The sequence below is a fragment of the Pedobacter cryoconitis genome (assembly GCF_014207135.1).
GTDB lineage: Bacteria > Bacteroidota > Bacteroidia > Sphingobacteriales > Sphingobacteriaceae > Pedobacter > Pedobacter cryoconitis_D.
In genome coordinates, this window is the sequence record NZ_JACHCC010000002.1 from 221,977 (window position 1) to 239,555 (window position 17,579).

The window sequence follows — 17,579 nt, forward strand, 5'->3', positions numbered from 1 at the left end:
ATGTCTGGAAAATATCGCCTCGAAAAAAACTGTCTGAACTGCGGACACCATGTTGAAGATCATTATTGCAGCCACTGCGGGCAACCGAACCTCGAATTAAAAGAACCATTCTGGGGATTCATTGCACACAGTGTAGGCCATTATTTCCATTTCGATTCGAAATTTTTCCATACACTCGTACCCCTGTTAACCAAACCAGGGCAAATTACACTGGATTATCTCGCTGGTAAAAGAGCGAGATATATCCATCCAGTAAGTCTTTATATTTTTGTCTCTATCCTGTATTTCCTGATCGTTCCTCATGCAATGGAGAAAGAGAAAAGCAAGGAAGAAGCAAAACAGAAAGTGACTGTTATGAAAGACAGCATAAATGCTCATCAGAAAGATTTAAAGGATCTGCCGGATTTCGCAGGAGATCTGATCACACAGCTGGAATTCAAGAACCTGGACCTTCCTGCACAAGATCACATGCTGGACAGTCTGAGAAAGACTTACAGCCTGAAGCCCTCGGATTCTCTCCGCAAGGTTATCAAAAAATATGATAAAATTAATGCTGAGCAAAAGGATACTACCTTAGAAGTTTACGAGCTTCGTCAGAAATCACTGCCAGCTGCTGAACGCGACAGCTGGATTGACCACCAGTTTAAGAAAAAGCAGATCTACCTTAATCAGAAGAAAGAAAAAGATCACTGGGATATCAAAGAAGAAGTCAAGAAGTATCAGCCTAAACAGTTCTTTTTGCTGATGCCATTGCTTGCATTTTTTATCATGATTAATTTCAGAAAAAACAGGATATACTACATTGATCATCTGGTTTTTACTATTCACGGAATGACGGCATTCTTTATCGTATCAATTGTAGCCCAACCCCTTAAGAAATATGTCTTTGGTCTGAGCTCCGTGACGAGTGGTGTAATAACTGTTCTCGTATTTGCTGCCATCGTCTGGTATATGTATACGGGACTGAAATTATTTTACAAACGTTCAGTCTATCAGACTATTAAAAAAACTTTCACCCTTATCATTCTCTATGGTATCACTTTCGCCCTATCCGAATGGGTTATCAGATCCATTATCAAATATCTGATGGCTTAGTCATATTTCATTAATATAATAGGTTTTACATTTGATTAATGTAATTTACCCGCTTTAATATACAGGTAAATACAAAATGTAAAATTTCAACAGAATAATGAAAACAACAGAATTTGCAATTATAGGATTAGGTGGAGTTGGTGGTTATTTCGGATTTAAACTGGCACATCAATATGCTGATGATCCCGCTGTAAATATTAGTTTTATAGCCCGAGGACAAACTTATGATACTGTAAAAGAGAAAGGGCTCACTTTACTTTCGGCCGAAAACCCGGAAAGTGTAACCAAACCACATCAGCTTTTCAGGGAAATCTCTGAACTGGGTCATACAGACGTATTTTTAATCTGCGTTAAGGAATACGATCTTGAAAACATCTGTAACCAGTTAAAAGACAAAGTTAATCATGATACTATCCTGATACCTTTAATGAACGGTGTCGATATCTATGAGAGAATCCGCAGAATTATTCCCAATGGAATAGTGCTTCCTTCATGTGTCTACGTAGCCTCCCATATTAAAGAAAAAGGAATTGTCGAACATAAAGGAAATCCGGGTAAAATCATCCTGGGCAAAGACCCGATGTTTAAAGAATTTGATCCTCAGCCGATAGTTGGTTTATTAAAAGAGGCATCTATTGACATAGAATACAAGGAAAATTCATTTCCTGCCATCTGGTCTAAGTTTTTCTTTATAGCTAGTTTTGGCCTTGTTACGGCAAGATATAACAAATCTATCGGGCAGGTTAATGAAGACCCTTCTTTAAAAGAAAGAGCAAGCCAGATCATGCTGGAAATACAATCGATAGCTGATCAAAAGGAAATAAACCTACCCCAGAACATCATAGAACAGACCTTTTTGAAAGCCTCTACTTTTCCATATCAGACACCAACCTCTTTACAGCTTGATGTACAATCAGGAAAGGAAAATACTGAACTGGAATTGTTTGCCGGAGCGATTATCAATTATGGAAAATCATTGGGAATCCCTGTTCCTGAAACTACCCGGATTTACCATGAAATCAAAGATGGACAAAGGGCTTAACTTTTACTCTTGAAGTAATTTAAACCAAACAAAGTAATTGAGCAGCCAACCAGGCCGGAAAGAACGGGAGCTGAAAAACCTTTGGTTATTAATAACCAGGCATCACCCAGAATTAGAATAAGTAAAAGAACGGATATAATTTTAATTCCGTTGTTTTTAAAAAAAGTAGTCATATTTTATCAGATATGTGCAAACATAGATATTTTCTGATAGTTTTTCATATTTAAAAGGGAGGGTCTTCAAAGCCCTCTCTCCTTTCAGGACAGTACTTCCTGTAATAAATTAAACAACGTCTGATTCTTTGCAAAGCCGAAAAAATTATAATCCAGAAACAAGTATACTGTTGTTTTTGAAAACCTGCTGACAGACAGGATTCTTAACGGTTCAGAAAACACACCGAAATTTTTAATAAAATTACGCGGATAAATCTCATCAAAACCCAGGTAGATTTCCTCGATATCTGTTAAAGAAATAACCAGGTCTGCATCCCCTTTAATGGTAAGGCCCCGCTCGGTTACAAATAAAACGCCTGAATGATCATGAATTGGTGGAATACCTGAAAACTGCGCAGCCAAATGATGAAATGCTGTCTTAGCTTTCAATTCGTGATCATAACTCCATAACACCCTTGATTCCAGTAAATTCATAGGTCAAAAAGATCTGTTTTTCAGCCAATTAATTTACGCATTTTATTGATTAATTTAGTCTACCTTCACCAACATAAGGCGATTTGCCCTATACTTGTCCTCCCCCCATTGCAAAAAGCATTCAATACGTTAATCGATAGTTTTATAGCAGATAAAATAGGTATATCAGAAAATTTCTTAGGTATACTACTTGCTGCTCAACTGAAAGAAAACCTGACCGGTCTTTATGCCGCCAGCCTGCTCCTCTCGGCAGGGACAGGTAACGAACAGCTCGTTACACATAACAAGTCTGTAAGAAGTGATAAGATCTATTGGCTGGACCGTAAGCACGATAATGTGCATGAGAATAATTTTTTCGATCTGATAGATCAGTTTGTCGGTTATTTAAACAGTACCTGTTATACGGGTATTACGGGGTACGAATTTCATTATGCGATGTACGAGGAAGGTAGTTTTTATAAAAAACACCTGGACCAATTCAAAAATAATGATAGCCGGCAATACTCCATGATAATCTATTTAAATGAAGGCTGGCAACAAGGAGACGGCGGAGAACTTTGTATTCATCACGAAGATAAACATTTACAACATGTATCTCCTGAAAACGGTAAGGGAGTCTTTTTTAAAAGCAGCGAATTATTACATGAGGTCCTGATCAGTAACAAGCCGAGGTTAAGTATTACCGGCTGGCTAAAGATTGGCTAAATTTGTTATAAAATGTTAAATTGGCAGCGCTCTTTGTGAAAGAACAGATTAAACGGTTAAATTGGCGTATCTAATCATTTGAAATGAAACTCTTCTTTAACCTCGTACTTCTATTGGCCTGTTATTCAGTGACCAATGCCCAGGTTTTCACCTATAATCAGGGCGGCACCTCAGCCAAAGATTATTATGCGGAAATTCCTTATCAGACTATCAATGGTAAAATGTTTATCCAGGTAGAACTGAATGGTAAGAAACATAAATTCTTATTTGATACAGGCGCCCCTGTCGCAGTCAGTCCTGCATTATCTGCCGAATTAAAGGCCCCTTTTGTAGATGAGGATACCTTGTCTGATGTGAATGGAATTACAGATACTATCGGTGTAGTCAAATTGAAAAATATCAAACTGGGTAGTATTATGTTTACTGATATTCCTGCGATCACCTTGTTTCCAGATTTTTACAAATGCTGGAATATTGATGGTGTTATAGGCAGTAATATTCTACGCAACTCAATTGTGAGTATCAATGAAACTAAACACTTAATTATCCTGACCGATCAACTGAATAAATTAGCTTTAAATGATAGCTATAGCTCAGAGCTAACAACAGATAATAGTTATCAGAGCAATCCAATGATCAAGATATTATTAGGCAATGATATTACAGTAGACCTTGGGTTTGATACCGGAGACAATGAATTTCTGAGGATTTCAGAAGAGATCACAGATGAACTTCCAGCTACAGGAATATATAATGTTCTGGCCAATGGTTATGGCGCGAATACCATAGGCGGCTTAGGCCTGCAGCAGAGAGCCGAAAAACACCTGATCAGAATCGGGACCATAAAATTAGGCAACAGCGAGTTTACCAATGTAATTACTGAAACCAATAAAGGTGGAACTTCGGCTATCGGCTCTAAAATCCTTCAATATGGAATTGTAACACTGGATTTTATACACAGCAAATTTTATTTTAACAGCCATCATCCAAAGAATGAGGTAAAAGAAAAACAATGGCCCTTTGTTCCTACCGTGATCAACGACAGACTATCTATTGGTGTAGTCTGGGATAAGTATAAAAATGAGGTGAAACCAGGACAGCAGATTGTTGCCATAGATGATGTCGATTATTCCGGCGTTACGCTTTGTGACATGCTTAACCGGCCACACGTACTGGCCAATAAAAATACAGCAACAATCAGTATAAAAGACGATGAGGGGAAGATTCAAAAAATAAAAATCGCTAAACTGGATTACTAGTTTAACTTCTGGGAATAAAAATAAATTTGAGAATGTATTTCAATCTGACTAAATTAGATTAAAACAAAGATCATATGGTTAAAAACAAAAGAGTACTCATGATCTGCATTGGGATATTATTAGCTAAAATTACCATGGGAATTCTGAACACAGGAATTAGCGACGGTAAGAAAATAGCACAGCACCAGTCAGAAACTACTAAAGAAACACAAAAATAAAGAGGGTATCCGATTTTTTCGGACACCCTCTTGCTTGTCCCAGGTTAGGACAATAAATATTAGCGTTTTTCTATTTCAACAAAAGCTCTGTTTGTATGTCCAACATAAACCTGACGTGGACGGCCAATAGGCTCCTTATTTTCATGCATTTCTTTCCATTGTGCAATCCATCCTGGTAAACGGCCCAGTGCAAATAATACGGTGAACATATCAGTAGGGAAACCTAAGGCTCTGTAGATAATACCTGAATAAAAATCGACATTCGGATATAACTTACGCTCTACAAAATATGGGTCACTTAAAGCTGCTTCTTCCAGTTTTTTTGCAATTTCCAGAACAGGATCATTGATACCCAATTTTTCCAGAATATCATCACATGCTTTTTTGATAATTTTAGCACGTGGATCAAAGTTTTTGTATACTCTGTGTCCAAATCCCATCATACGGAAAGGATCATTTTTATCTTTTGCCTTGTTAATCCATTTTTCGGTATCACCACCGTCTTCTTTGATTAATTCAAGCATTTCAATTACCGCCTGGTTAGCTCCACCATGAAGAGGTCCCCACAAAGCATCGATACCAGCAGATACAGAAGCATACAGATTACAATCCGAAGAACCAACCATTCTTACTGTAGAAGCTGAACAGTTCTGCTCATGATCGGCATGTAAGATTAACAAAGTATTCATCGCCTTCACTACAACAGGATCGATTTCAACTTCTTCTGTACGCTGACCAAAGGTCATGTTCAGATAATTGCTTACGTAATCATATTTATTTTTCGGATAGATCAGTGGATGACCTAAAGATTTTTTATAGATGAATGAAACAATTGTAGGGAATTTGGCCAGTAATTTAATCATGGTCAGATCCATTGTTTCTGGTGAAGAGTTAGCTTTAAGAGATTCCGGATAGAATGTAGACAATGAACATACTAAAGAGGCTAACTGCGCCATCGGATGAGATTTCGAAGGATAGCCATCCAGGAACTTTTTCATATCCTCATGGATCAGCGTATGCTTGGTGATCTGAGACTGAAAATCTTCCAGGGCTTTTACTGTAGGTAAATCACCATAGATCAATAAATAAGCAACTTCAAGAAAAGTAGATTTCTCTGCTAATTCTTCGATTGAATATCCTCTGTATTTTAAGATTCCTTTTTCACCATCTAAAAAGGTAATTGCACTTTTTGTAGATCCTGTGTTTTTGTAACCTAAGTCGAGGGTAATATGCCCTGTTAAATCTCTCAACTTTGAAATATCAATTGACTTTTCTCCTTCGGTACCAGTTACAATGGGAAATTCATATACTTTACCATCGATCTTAATTTCTGCAATATCTGACATATATCTTCTAATTTATAAATAACAAACTTAACTATTCTAATACTAATAGCTTACAAATAATGATAACAAAGCTGTTAAATTATTGTTAACCGCAGGTCATCATTAAGTAAGAATTAGGGCTATTTCTTTGTTTTAATGACTTCCAGCACTGCACCACAAGTCAGCATCTCTTTTCCGTAATAAGGATTACTGATTTTCTTTTCAGAAGATAACCAGTCTCCTCCATCACCATGATTAGCCATCGGACAATGCTGAACATAAATGGTACCCTGTTTAAGATCGGCATGTTTAAAGAGTGCAATCACATCAGAACTCAATGCGGTAAATTCTTTACGCTGAACTTTAATATCCTCAGTACCTGCAATTTTCTCAGCAATCATGGCTGTATTTTCACAACCTTCAAATGCTTTAAGAGAAGTCGCCAGGTCTAATGCTGTTTGCTGAGCTGCCGCAGGGTTGCTAGCAACGAGTGAATTCTTTAAACTTATATATCCTTTATATATACTTTCAGTTTTGGGATCTGATAGTTCAACATCATTAACTTCAGTCGCCCCATTTACAGTTTTTGAGCTGTCTGTTACAGCAGTCTCTTTTTTCACAGAACTGGTACAGGCCATGAAAGTTGATAAGACTGCTATTCCAATAAATTTCTTCATCAATTTCGTTTTTTGCTCAAAATACTATTTTAATTTTAAATACTTAAAAAACCACAAGATAAATGAACTGCTTTTCTTAAATATTGCAATTAGTTAAGATGTGGTCTTAGCAAAAAAAGAATTTGGATTAAGATCTTAGCCTGCCTTTACAACAAAGGAGCATAAATTTCAGAAAGTATAAACATATCTTCATTTGATAACAAAAAAGAGGTTAAAAACTATTTGGCTCGTATTGTTAGGTAAAACGTAGACTCTCTGATTAACGCTACAATATTCATGACTATTTTTTCATTTGTATATAGGGGTATTGTCAATACCTGCGTCTCATCTGTGTACTAACGCACACAGATGATAACCACCACTTATATAAATGTGATGAGACCAGCTCTCCTCTCCTTCTTTTTCTTACTGAACTTAAAGAACTTCAGCGCTTTTGCACAACAAAAAAACAATTCCGGTACACTTAACGGACGCATAACAGACCAGAGTACCGGTGAGACCCTGATCGGCGTCAGTATCACAGCCATCAATAGCAAGAATAGTACTACAACTAATAATTATGGATATTTCAGCATCACTGTTCCTGCTGATACGGCTACTTTCAGAATCTCCTACATTGGTTACAGGACAATTGATACACTAATCAATTTATCGGTAGGACATACGGTGTCTTTACAGTTAAAACCCGTCAGAAATGAACTAAATACAGTAGTGATCAAAGGAACAGGCAGCCAGCCTGTTCAAAATACTTCTCAAATGGGAAAAATCAATCTTCCCATCAGCCAGATTCAGTCATTACCCAAATTTTTCGGGGAACCTGACTTACTAAAAGCATTACAAACACTGCCTGGAGTTCAGCAGGGAAGCGAAGGAACAAGTGCCATCCTGGTCCGTGGAGGATCACCTGATCAGAATCTCATTTTACTTGATGGCGCACCGCTTTATAATCCCTCCCATTTACTCGGCATATTTTCTGCATTTAATACTTACGCCATCAAAAATGTAGACTTATATAAAGGAGCATTCCCGGCAAGATATGGCGGCCGGCTATCATCCGTAGTAGATATTGCAATGAATGATGGTAATATGAAAAAGGTACATGGACAACTGACAGTTGGTTTACTTGCATCTCAGTTTACGCTCGAAGGCCCGTTAAAAACAGACAAAACTTCATTTATCATTTCTGGAAGAAGGACTTATCATGACTTGTTTATTGCTCCTCTGATTAAGTCGAACAGCCCTGAGGTCGAGAAATTTACTTTATATTTTTATGATTTAAATGCCAAAATCCATCATCAGTTCTCGGACAAGGATCATCTCTATTTAAGTTTTTATAACGGCAAAGATAAACTCAGGATTAAACAAGCGGATAAAGCAGATGACGGAACCGGCAACAGTTCAGATTTTGGTCTGGGCTGGAGCAATACAACAGGTGCAGTCCGTTGGAACCATATTTTCTCTGGTAAACTATTTGCCAATACCACACTGACAACTTCACAATATAAATTTGACACGAATATAAGTTCATCAGTATTTGGCTCAAAAATTAACGCCGATGATATACTGAATATCAAATCGGGGATTACAGATTATACCGCAAAAATAGACTTTGATTATCAGCCGGCACCGGTTCATAATATCAAGACTGGAGCTTCTTATACTATACATACTTTTACACCCGGTACAAGTCTTTCTAAACAGAGCTTCAATAACAACATCTTAAAGGATGATAATTTTGGTTCCAGAATCCAGGGGAAAGAGATGGACCTCTATGCAGAGGATGACTGGTCCATTACTGATAAGCTGAAAATTAATATCGGAATACATGCAAGTGGATTTGATGTACAAAACAGGTTCTATGCTTCCCTGCAGCCAAGGCTCAGTGCGCGTTATCTGTTACCCGGAGACTGGGCTTTAAAAGCATCATATGCTAAAATGACTCAGTACATGCATTTACTCGCCAGTAACTCCATCTCCTTACCAACCGATCTCTGGGTGCCAGCTACCAGCAAAGTACTTCCACAACAATCCAATCAGGTTGCTCTGGGGTTATCCCGTAATGTATTCAATGACAAGTTTGAGTTCTCAGCAGAGGTTTATTATAAAACGATGGATCATATCATTGAATATAAAGACGGTGCTGATTACGTAACGACCAGCCAGAATAATGACTGGGAAAATAAAATTACCTCAGGTAAAGGCAAGGCCTATGGTCTGGAACTCTTCCTGCAGAAAAAGACCGGTCGTTTAACGGGTTGGGCAAGTTATGCCCTGGCCAGGACAGACAGGAGCCTGCCTGAGATTAATGGCGGAAAGACTTTCCCTTATAAGTATGACCGAAGACATACCTTAAATCTGGTAGGTATCTATAAACTGAAACCGGGTATAGAGCTTTCAGGTACTTTTGTCTTTCAGAGTGCCTCTCCGTTTACTATGCCTACCACACAATTTGAAAGTGTAAGTCCCGGACAGGAAAATCACGGTAAAAACTCAGGTGGCAGACTGGATTATATAGAGTCAAGAAACAATATACGGATAGAACCGACACACAGACTGGACCTGGGAGTAAGTTTTATCAAACAAAAAAAGAGTGGAACGCTGCGTACCTGGAGTTTCAGTATCTATAATGTATACAACAAGCAAAACCTATTCTATTTTACTGTTAAAGACTACAAAGGTAATACAGCCATTCTCAAAGGCAACAGCCTGCTGCCTTTTATGCCTGGTATATCTTATAGTCTTAAATTCTAATATTAATCTATAAATCATGAAAATGTATTTCAATCTTCCGATATTATCTATATTATTGTTCAGCTCCTGTCAGAAAGAAATCAGGATAAATCTTCCAAAAGATTCAGACAGGCCTGTTTTGAATGTACTCATGACTGAGAACCGTACCCTTAAAGCCCGTCTTACACTCAGTGGCAGATTAACTGAAGGAGAACAGTTTCAGGTCCCTGAACAAGTTGAAACCAGGGTATATGAAAATGATGTTTTCAAAGAAATACTGCAAAACCAGACCATTGACGAAAAAAAATATTTTGTCAGTACGACCAAAGTACAGAGAGATAAGAAATACCGGATAACAGCAACTCTTCCGGGATACGGGCTCGTGGAGGGCAGTGATTCTATTCCGGATATTTCTACTGTGGAGATTAATAATGAATCAATTATCGTAGCCAATAGCAACACCTATAAACTTAAGTTCAATTTCCTCCTGAAAAACAACAGTAAGGAAAAACAATATTACCGGTTCAGGATCCTGTATCAGAATTCAGACTCAAAAAATAACAATTCAGATAAAATCCCTTTGGAATTCAGACCAGTAAATACCTCTGATCTGTTTGGAAGCGGTAATAGTGAAAAGAAATCCTGGTTTATTGAAAAACCACAGTCCGCCGGAGAAACTATATTTTATTCCTTTACAGCAGATTCTAACCCTAAAAAAGCACTGGCGCTGGAAGTAACGATATTAACAGAATCCGCTTATAAATATTTAAAGAGTGTAGCTAAAGCCGAGGATAGCCAGGATAGCCCTTTCGCTGAAAAAGTTATCATATACAGCAATATAAAAAATGGACTGGGAATAGTTGGCGGCCTTTCATTTAAAGAGTTCCCTTTTCCTGCCAAATAAAATCATCCCTTACCGGTAAACGAAAATAGAAAGTTGAGCCCTTCATGCCTTCTTAGAATCCCGGAAGAAATAAAGAAGCCAGGATCAAGCCCCTCAAACCGCATGGCAACTCCTGTTAACAATAAAAATTTTCTATTTCAGAAAATATGAATTCAAATCTTATGCTGTTGTTTTCCAGGCTCTGTAAATCTGGCTGATGTTTTTTTTAAACGTAATTGATTTATGACACAAATAGAAGAAAATAACGTTTTAATCTTAAAAAAATCACTTAAATTAGTCAAAAGATTAATAATCAGCCAAATGAATGGCACATTCATTGATATGTGTCCTGTAACTACTTTATCTAAAAATAACCAGCTTCAATAGTACTGACGTATAAAGACATTTACTAATCAGGAATTGTTACGTCTGTTTAATTGTATTTCCAATACAATTAAACAGAATTTATCTACCTAAACTTTAATAAGATTATGAACGCTCTCAATAACCTTTATAAAGACCTTTTCCAACTTAGTCCGCAATCTATGTGGATTTATGACACTGATACTTTATATTTTATCGATGTTAATGATGCCGCCATTCTTCAGTATGGCTATTCCAGAGAAGAGTTTCTGAAAATGACTATTCAGGAGATTATTCCTGATAAAGATAAAATCAACCAGTCACCGAGGCATGTCAAAAAATCCGGGGAGATTATTGATGTTGAACTCAAGACCAACCTGTTTGACCTGAACAATAAAACAGCCAGATTAGTTATTATTACTGATATTACTGAGCAACTTAGAAGCGCCCATACCGCAAAAAAGCTAAAGGAAGAATTGCTGCTCAGTGAAACCCGTTTTAAAGCTCTGGTACAAGGTGGTTCAGACCTGATCAGTATCATAGATATAGAAGGTAAATATCAATTTATCAGTGAGAGCTGGGACCAGATATTAACTATCAAACCCGAATCCTTACTCCATAAATCAGCATTTGAGTTTATACATCCTGAAGACAGAGAAAGAGTAAAAGAAAAGGTCAGCCGGCTTCGAAAAGTAAAACGCATTACTATCGAGCCTTTTCGCTTTCTGAATGGCAAAAATGAATGGACCTGGTTAGCTACTACCGCTACCAACTTAACAGATGATCCGGCTATTTGCGGCATTGTGACCAATTCAAAAATCATCACCGATGTGATCACAAAAACTGAAGAACTCAGACAAAGTAATGAAAGATATAAACTGGTACTTAAAGCATCTGATGAGGCTATTTGCGACTGGGATATAGAAAATGGCATTGTAGATTGGGGAATTGGTTTTCAGGAAATATTCGGATATGAGTTAAATGTATCAGATAATACCATCTGGTCTGATAATATTCACCCGGATGACAAACAAAGAGTATTAAAAGAGATAGATGAAGCTATTGAAAATCCTGCTACCGAAATTCTGTACTCAGAATATCGTTTCCTCAAAGCGAACCGAGAAATTACGCATATTCAATACAGAGGAATATTTCTTCGGAACAGTGAAGGCCGGGCGACCAGAATTGTAGGTTCATTCAGAGATATTACCACACATAAAAACAGTCTTTATCAATTTAAAAAGCAGAACGAGCGGCTTCAGGAAATTGCCTGGATGCAATCTCACAAAATAAGGGACTCCCTTGCCCGGATTATTGGATTAGTCGACCTTTTTAAAGACGAAGATTTCATCAATGATTCTCAAAAACAACTGTTAGATTATCTTTCCATTTCGGCTACTGAACTGGATGCAGGAATCAGGGAAATTGTAAAAAAAGCCCAGTTATATAAAGCTGATCAAAACGTAACTTTTTAACCGCTGGTTTTTGTTTATTTTTGTCTTTTTCCAATCATAAAGGTATTAGATGAAGAAAAATACAGGTTGCTATGCATGATTTAGTATTTAAGAAAGAACTCAGGCCAGACGGGCAAATAACTGAGCTTCTTTTACTTGCCGATCCGTCAATAGAGGTCATAGAATCATACATCAATCATTCTGAACTGTTTACAGCGTCAATAGCCAATGAAACTATAGGGGTTTTTGTTCTGTTACCAAATGACACCAACACAATTGAGATCAAAAATATAGCGGTCAGAACCGATTACCAGGGCATTGGACTAGGTAAAAGATTACTTGAGAAAGCCTGTGAAGTTTCGGCAGAAATGAGTTTTAATACTATTAAAATTGCTACAGGAAATTCCAGTATCGGGCAACTGGCATTATATCAGAAACAGGGTTTTGAACTGAAAGGGATTACACCAGATTTCTTTATTGATCATTATCCCCTGCCTATTTTTGAAAATGGGATTCAATGTAAACACCTTATTCTTCTGGAAAAGAATTTATAATTGTGGGCGGCTGTCTCTAAGATACAGAAAGCTCAGGCCATACAAATAAATTACACCTAACATAAACCCTCCTAATACATCAGTAAACCAATGGGCTCCCAGATAAATCCTGGAAACAGGAACCAGCAGGATCAGCAAAACTGAGATTACAGCTGTAATTATTCTTACTGCCAGATTGATATGCTTCAGGTTCCACATCAGGATAAGCAAAAAACCAAAGAATATGGTATAAAACAACATATGGCCACTTGGAAAACTTTGCTGTTTGGCGACCTCTACAATCCGAACTAAATTAGCTGTAGGTCTTGGTCTGTTAACCAACATTTTGATAACTGTACTAATCAGTCCCGAGATCAGCGTAAGCAACAGAAAACCCGCTTCACGACGTAATCTGGCAAGATAAAATAGAAGTGAAACCAATAAACATATAAACAAAGGAACAGGAAAAGCCCCAAACCAGCTAATGAACTTCATCACCTGATCAAGACCTGGCCGCTGAGCAGATTGGATAACCTGAGAAATTTTCAAATCAATCGCTGATGGCGGAAACAAGGCAACCATGAAAGTCAGGAATATAAAACCTGAGCACAGAACCAAAAATAAGCCAACCAGCCATCTTTTTGTATTTACAGTATTCGCCATTTAGTTAAGTTTATAATAAGGTTCAATATGGATAAGTGCATTGGCAATCCTCATCTCACTGTCCAGTAACCTCTGTTTGACGATATGAGAAATACGGTGCCCTTCTTCTACAGTTAAACCAGCATCAACCAGGATATGAAGGTCTACATAATAATCAAACCCCATCTTACGCACATAACATTTCTCCACTTCCTGAACTTCTGTGACCTGCTCAGAAATTTCTTTGACCTGGTTTACGATTTCAACACCAGGTGCAGTATCCATAATCTCGGCAATAGCTGGTCTGATCAATACTATAGCGTTATAAAATATAATGACTGATGCGATTAATGCAGCCCAGTCGTCCGCACCTTCATAACCTTTGCCGCCAATGAGTGCAATCACAATTCCTATAAATGCAGCTAAAGAAGTAATTGCATCACTTCTATGATGATAAGCATCCGATTTTACTGCCTGACTATTGATCTCTGTTCCGACTTTATAAACATACCTGAACATTCCTTCTTTAATCAGAATGATGACTGCCAGAATATATAAGGTAAAAGACTTTGGAAGAGAATGTGGCGTAATAATGTAATGAATGGCATGTAAAGCAATCCAGATGGACGCTCCTGCCAGGAATAATGAAATTACTATTCCAGCCAGCGGCTCGGCTTTTCCATGTCCATAAGGATGCTCATTATCTGCGGGCTTTAAGGCGATGCGCAATCCTACCCATAAAAGAACAGAACTTAATACATCTGCACTGGTCTCTGCCCCATCGGCAATCAAAGCATAAGAATGACCAAAATAACCAGCACTGAATTTGACCAGTACCAAACATATACTGATACCTATCCCAATCATCGTCGTGGTCATACCTCTCTGTGACGGGTGTATTAAATCTGCCATAATTTTAAAAAAAACAAAAGTACAAATCCTAATTACAAACCGACTCAATATCTAAATCAAATTTTTGCTATTGACGAATATAAAAATGCGCATAGGGATACAAGACTGGCCTGACTATCTCCTATGCGCCGATCTACCAGAATATTAATCTCCAGCCAGACTCTCCCTATTACCCGGGAGAGATTGCCGGTTTATAGGGGTTACCGAAAAAATCACGTTTTGATTCTATAATCATCATGCGAATAGTATGTATCAAACTTAATAAAATGGATGTATTTATGCAAATACTTTTTATTAAACTAACCATTTACATATATAGATTAATTCATTTTGAATATGGCAAAGCGAGGCGAAATTTATCAGGTCAAAGGTGCAAAACCTGCAATCGGTACATCCTTAAAAACAAAAAGAACCGAGATTGGCTATTCAATAGCTGATATTTCTGATCTTACCGGCTTTCCACAGTCAACTATTATCAATCTCGAGAATGGCCAGGCAACAAACATAGATTACTATATTGCCTATGCGCAAGCTATTAATTTCAAATTAAATAAACTTTTCGAAATCCAGATTGAGTACAAACCGCGTTACGAGCTTTCCGAGAATAAAAAAAACAGGTTATTCTTGTCAAAAAAGGTCAGGGCCTTACTACTTGAAGAAGATTTTTTCAGTAATAAAACCACAGTTGATGATGTAATCAAACGACTGGAAGAAAAAAATGAAGCCAAAAGAAGTACGAAGCTGAGTACAGATGTTTCAAGGATATTATTGAACTGGGCCAATGATGGGATCCTTAAAATAGCAGACAAAACAGGCCGCAAAAATGTTTATCTGAAAGCATAAAGGGCAGAAAACTAAATTTCCTGCCCTTTATATTAATCTTAAAATTTCTGCTATCCGACAAGCTCAGCCTGCTCAATTATTTCGGCCTTTAAGTCAGACACAAAATGATCGATCTGCGCTCTGCTTACTCCAGGCATACAAATGATATGACTGTTTCCATCTTCTGTAGCAATCTGCCATTTCTGTCTTAAAGTAATTGATGGAGCAGGGAATACTACGGTCAGTGCCGATGGATTAGTCCAGGCCTTAACACCGATATCATTTAAACTTTTAACTGTATAAGCAGCAATTTCCAGACATTCCAATGCACGTAATTTCAATCCATCTTTACCTAGCTTTTTAATTGCGTACCACATAAAAATAGGACTATGTCCATTACGGCTTCCTGTGATTGTCGTATCAACCGTACCGATGTAAGGAATTGCCTTGCCAATCCTGTCCTTATAGTTCTTTTTCACCAGAACCACACCACATGGAATCGGTGATCCGATAAATTTGTGCCCGCTTATAGCCATACTATCAGTACCATGTGTAAAATCAAATCCAGGTTTAAGATCTAATAAAGCACTATAAGTACCTGCTAAAGCTGCATCACAATGTATATAATGGTTTTTAATAGCCTGTTTCTTTAAGATTGACTGGATTTGCTGTAAATCATCTTTTGCCTCCATCATCGTTGTACCGATGTTAGCCAGAATAATAACAGGCTGGTCACGGTGCATCTGCACCATTGCATTTAAATCGTCGTAATCCATTTCACCGTTTTTCTGCGTTCTGATCACAATGCTACGCAGATTCAGTAATTGAATATTTTTTTGCACGCTATAATGTGTAGCCTCAGAATAATAAACAATTCCATTCGGGTATAATTCTCTGGCGACGTATAAACCATATAGATTCCCTTCAGAACCACCGTTGGTCACATAACCCCACCAGTTTTTATCTGGCGCATTAAATAATCCGGCAAAAAACTCCAGCACTTCCAGTTCCAGGGAGCGTGAATTCAGATCATAAGTAGATTCTACCCATGGATCTCCAACATTGTTCAAAGGCAATTTCAGCAGCGGGTATAATTCCGAATAATCGAAATCCTGTGCAATCGGATAGCCAATGAAGTATTTCGACCGTTCCTCGGCCATCTGCATATAAGTACTCAGGCGATCATTATCCTGTGTGTTCAATTGAGTTTTCATTGCTATATATTTTTCTAAATGGGTATCTTCTCTGATTATTGGTATTTAATTCTTCAAAATTAGACACATACCATATTATTTTCTTTGATTATATCATATTCAATAAAAAATACTGTTTGAAATAGATCATACAGTAAAAAACACCATATTTGCACCCTGCTGAATCCCATTTCAGTAAAATGCAATGACTGAGAAATTAGATAAACTGGATACCCGTATCCTCAATATTCTTCAAAAAGACTCTTCCCTAAGCACAAAAGATATTGCACATCAGATCGGACTTAGTGTTTCTCCTACCCATGAACGGATAAAAAGACTAAAAGCAGAAGGATATATAGAAAAATATGTCGCGTTGGTCAACCGCGAAAAATTAGGAAAACACTTGCTTGTTCTCTGCACCGTTACCCTGAAAGAACAGTCAATAGAGACATTGAAGAGTTTTGAAGAAGCTGTGATCAGTTTCAAAGAAGTCCTGGAAGTATTATGTATTGCAGGGGGCCAGGATTACTTACTTAAGATTGTAGTCGATGATGTGGATGACTACCATACATTTGTAGTCACCCGCTTATCATCATTATCAAATATATCTACATTGAGCAGCAGTTTTGTACTCAAAGAGATTAAACGCGAAACTGCATTCTATTTCGACATGTAAAATTATTACTTTCCCGGGGGAACTGAATGTAGCGCTACTCTATTACCTTCGGTATCCAGGAAAACAGCCATATGACCGTATTCGGGAGATATCTCAGATTTTGGAACAGTAATCTTACCTCCCGCTGCTTCTATCTTATCTAAAACCAGCTGAACATCCGGATTTGCATTCAGATAAACAAGCGTACCGCTGTTTGAAGATGGCTGATGAAAGTCATCACTTTTTACTAAAGTCCCTCCTACATCCATTGGATCCTCCAATGGAAATAAACGCATTTCATAGCCAGGCATATCCATTGGTATCATCTGGATATCAAAAATAGCTTCGTAAAATTTCTGGGCCCTGTTAATGTCCAGAACTGGTATCTCAAACCAGCTTACGGCATGCTTAAAGTTCATAATGA

At 37.6% G+C, this 17,579-nt stretch carries 18 protein-coding genes; 11 read left to right on the top strand and 7 right to left on the bottom strand.

The genetic code is table 11. The features are described from left to right. Together HDF25_RS03945 and HDF25_RS03950 are read left to right on the top strand one after the other, a co-directional pair. A complete protein-coding gene (locus HDF25_RS03945) occupies positions 1–1,095 on the top strand; it encodes a DUF3667 domain-containing protein (RefSeq protein WP_184622991.1) in 1,095 nt (364 codons plus the stop codon). A 97-nt stretch (positions 1,096–1,192) separates the two neighbouring features. Then, positions 1,193–2,137, top strand: coding sequence for a ketopantoate reductase family protein (locus HDF25_RS03950; RefSeq protein WP_184622992.1), 945 nt, complete (start codon positions 1,193–1,195; stop codon positions 2,135–2,137). Positions 2,138–2,394: 257 nt separating this feature from the next. Here the strand turns inward: HDF25_RS03950 and HDF25_RS03955 are convergent, their stop codons facing one another. Then, a complete protein-coding gene (locus HDF25_RS03955) occupies positions 2,395–2,784 on the bottom strand; it encodes a hypothetical protein (RefSeq protein WP_184622993.1) in 390 nt (129 codons plus the stop codon). Between the two features lie 108 nt (positions 2,785–2,892). On the opposite strand from HDF25_RS03955, the gene HDF25_RS03960 reads away from it, so the two are divergent. The 3 genes from HDF25_RS03960 (at position 2,893) to HDF25_RS03970 (ending at position 4,966) form a co-directional block, all read left to right on the top strand. Then, positions 2,893–3,489: a 2OG-Fe(II) oxygenase gene (locus HDF25_RS03960; RefSeq protein WP_184622994.1), complete on the top strand. Its 597-nt coding sequence runs from the start codon at positions 2,893–2,895 to the stop codon at positions 3,487–3,489. Between the two features lie 83 nt (positions 3,490–3,572). Beyond that, positions 3,573–4,748, top strand: coding sequence for a retropepsin-like aspartic protease (locus HDF25_RS03965; protein WP_184622995.1), 1,176 nt, complete (start codon positions 3,573–3,575; stop codon positions 4,746–4,748). A 74-nt stretch (positions 4,749–4,822) separates the two neighbouring features. Then, on the top strand, positions 4,823–4,966 hold the full coding sequence (locus tag HDF25_RS03970; protein ID WP_184622996.1) for a hypothetical protein: 144 nt from the start codon (positions 4,823–4,825) through the stop codon (positions 4,964–4,966). A gap of 59 nt (positions 4,967–5,025) precedes the next feature. On the opposite strand, the gene HDF25_RS03975 is transcribed toward HDF25_RS03970, so the two are convergent. Continuing rightward, positions 5,026–6,312: a citrate synthase gene (locus HDF25_RS03975; RefSeq protein ID WP_184623002.1), complete on the bottom strand. Its 1,287-nt coding sequence runs from the start codon at positions 6,310–6,312 to the stop codon at positions 5,026–5,028. A 119-nt stretch (positions 6,313–6,431) separates the two neighbouring features. Beyond that, positions 6,432–6,968 (bottom strand): DUF3347 domain-containing protein, encoded by a 537-nt coding sequence (locus HDF25_RS03980; RefSeq protein ID WP_184623004.1) that lies wholly within the window; start codon positions 6,966–6,968, stop codon positions 6,432–6,434. Positions 6,969–7,343: 375 nt separating this feature from the next. Between HDF25_RS03980 and HDF25_RS03985 the strand changes: the two genes are divergently transcribed. The 4 genes from HDF25_RS03985 to HDF25_RS04000 all read left to right on the top strand — a co-directional run bounded on the left by HDF25_RS03985 (position 7,344) and on the right by HDF25_RS04000 (position 12,952). Next, positions 7,344–9,719: a TonB-dependent receptor gene (locus tag HDF25_RS03985; protein WP_184623006.1), complete on the top strand. Its 2,376-nt coding sequence runs from the start codon at positions 7,344–7,346 to the stop codon at positions 9,717–9,719. A gap of 16 nt (positions 9,720–9,735) precedes the next feature. After that, positions 9,736–10,602 (top strand): DUF4249 domain-containing protein, encoded by an 867-nt coding sequence (locus HDF25_RS03990; RefSeq protein WP_184623008.1) that lies wholly within the window; start codon positions 9,736–9,738, stop codon positions 10,600–10,602. 470 nt (positions 10,603–11,072) lie between these two features. After that, entirely contained in the window at positions 11,073–12,419 is a 1,347-nt protein-coding gene (locus tag HDF25_RS03995; RefSeq protein WP_184623010.1) for a PAS domain S-box protein, read from the top strand. 71 nt (positions 12,420–12,490) lie between these two features. Beyond that, on the top strand, positions 12,491–12,952 hold the full coding sequence (locus HDF25_RS04000) for a GNAT family N-acetyltransferase (RefSeq protein WP_184623012.1): 462 nt from the start codon (positions 12,491–12,493) through the stop codon (positions 12,950–12,952). Here the strand turns inward: HDF25_RS04000 and HDF25_RS04005 are convergent. Together HDF25_RS04005 and HDF25_RS04010 are read right to left on the bottom strand one after the other, a co-directional pair. Beyond that, entirely contained in the window at positions 12,947–13,594 is a 648-nt protein-coding gene (locus tag HDF25_RS04005; RefSeq protein ID WP_184623014.1) for a phosphatase PAP2 family protein, read from the bottom strand. The two genes, HDF25_RS04000 and HDF25_RS04005, sit on opposite strands and share 6 nt — an antisense overlap. Next, positions 13,595–14,485, bottom strand: a complete 891-nt coding sequence (locus tag HDF25_RS04010; RefSeq protein WP_184623016.1) for a cation diffusion facilitator family transporter — start codon at positions 14,483–14,485, stop codon at positions 13,595–13,597. A gap of 336 nt (positions 14,486–14,821) precedes the next feature. Here HDF25_RS04010 and HDF25_RS04015 point away from each other — a divergent pair, with 336 nt between their 5' ends. Then, a complete protein-coding gene (locus HDF25_RS04015; protein WP_184623019.1) occupies positions 14,822–15,328 on the top strand; it encodes a helix-turn-helix domain-containing protein in 507 nt (168 codons plus the stop codon). 50 nt (positions 15,329–15,378) lie between these two features. Here HDF25_RS04015 and HDF25_RS04020 read toward each other — a convergent pair whose 3' ends face one another. Beyond that, complete coding sequence (locus tag HDF25_RS04020; protein ID WP_184623021.1) at positions 15,379–16,521, bottom strand: histidine decarboxylase; 1,143 nt, start codon at positions 16,519–16,521, stop codon at positions 15,379–15,381. Positions 16,522–16,705: 184 nt separating this feature from the next. Here HDF25_RS04020 and HDF25_RS04025 point away from each other — a divergent pair, with 184 nt between their 5' ends. Continuing rightward, complete coding sequence (locus HDF25_RS04025) at positions 16,706–17,176, top strand: Lrp/AsnC family transcriptional regulator (RefSeq protein WP_184623023.1); 471 nt, start codon at positions 16,706–16,708, stop codon at positions 17,174–17,176. A gap of 5 nt (positions 17,177–17,181) precedes the next feature. Here HDF25_RS04025 and HDF25_RS04030 read toward each other — a convergent pair whose 3' ends face one another. Further along, on the bottom strand, positions 17,182–17,574 hold the full coding sequence (locus HDF25_RS04030) for a VOC family protein (protein WP_184623026.1): 393 nt from the start codon (positions 17,572–17,574) through the stop codon (positions 17,182–17,184). Positions 17,575–17,579 lie beyond the last annotated feature (5 nt).

Coding starts and splice junctions, on each gene's coding strand:
- HDF25_RS03945 (WP_184622991.1), top strand. CDS start 1: ATGTCTGGAAAATATCGCCTCGAAAAAAACTGTCTGAACTGCGGACAC.
- HDF25_RS03950 (WP_184622992.1), top strand. CDS start 1,193: ATGAAAACAACAGAATTTGCAATTATAGGATTAGGTGGAGTTGGTGGT.
- HDF25_RS03955 (WP_184622993.1), bottom strand. CDS start 2,784: ATGAATTTACTGGAATCAAGGGTGTTATGGAGTTATGATCACGAATTG.
- HDF25_RS03965 (WP_184622995.1), top strand. CDS start 3,573: ATGAAACTCTTCTTTAACCTCGTACTTCTATTGGCCTGTTATTCAGTG.
- HDF25_RS03970 (WP_184622996.1), top strand. CDS start 4,823: ATGGTTAAAAACAAAAGAGTACTCATGATCTGCATTGGGATATTATTA.
- HDF25_RS03975 (WP_184623002.1), bottom strand. CDS start 6,312: ATGTCAGATATTGCAGAAATTAAGATCGATGGTAAAGTATATGAATTT.
- HDF25_RS03980 (WP_184623004.1), bottom strand. CDS start 6,968: ATGAAGAAATTTATTGGAATAGCAGTCTTATCAACTTTCATGGCCTGT.
- HDF25_RS03985 (WP_184623006.1), top strand. CDS start 7,344: ATGAGACCAGCTCTCCTCTCCTTCTTTTTCTTACTGAACTTAAAGAAC.
- HDF25_RS03990 (WP_184623008.1), top strand. CDS start 9,736: ATGAAAATGTATTTCAATCTTCCGATATTATCTATATTATTGTTCAGC.
- HDF25_RS03995 (WP_184623010.1), top strand. CDS start 11,073: ATGAACGCTCTCAATAACCTTTATAAAGACCTTTTCCAACTTAGTCCG.
- HDF25_RS04000 (WP_184623012.1), top strand. CDS start 12,491: ATGCATGATTTAGTATTTAAGAAAGAACTCAGGCCAGACGGGCAAATA.
- HDF25_RS04005 (WP_184623014.1), bottom strand. CDS start 13,594: ATGGCGAATACTGTAAATACAAAAAGATGGCTGGTTGGCTTATTTTTG.
- HDF25_RS04010 (WP_184623016.1), bottom strand. CDS start 14,485: ATGGCAGATTTAATACACCCGTCACAGAGAGGTATGACCACGACGATG.
- HDF25_RS04015 (WP_184623019.1), top strand. CDS start 14,822: ATGGCAAAGCGAGGCGAAATTTATCAGGTCAAAGGTGCAAAACCTGCA.
- HDF25_RS04020 (WP_184623021.1), bottom strand. CDS start 16,521: ATGAAAACTCAATTGAACACACAGGATAATGATCGCCTGAGTACTTAT.
- HDF25_RS04025 (WP_184623023.1), top strand. CDS start 16,706: ATGACTGAGAAATTAGATAAACTGGATACCCGTATCCTCAATATTCTT.
- HDF25_RS04030 (WP_184623026.1), bottom strand. CDS start 17,574: ATGAACTTTAAGCATGCCGTAAGCTGGTTTGAGATACCAGTTCTGGAC.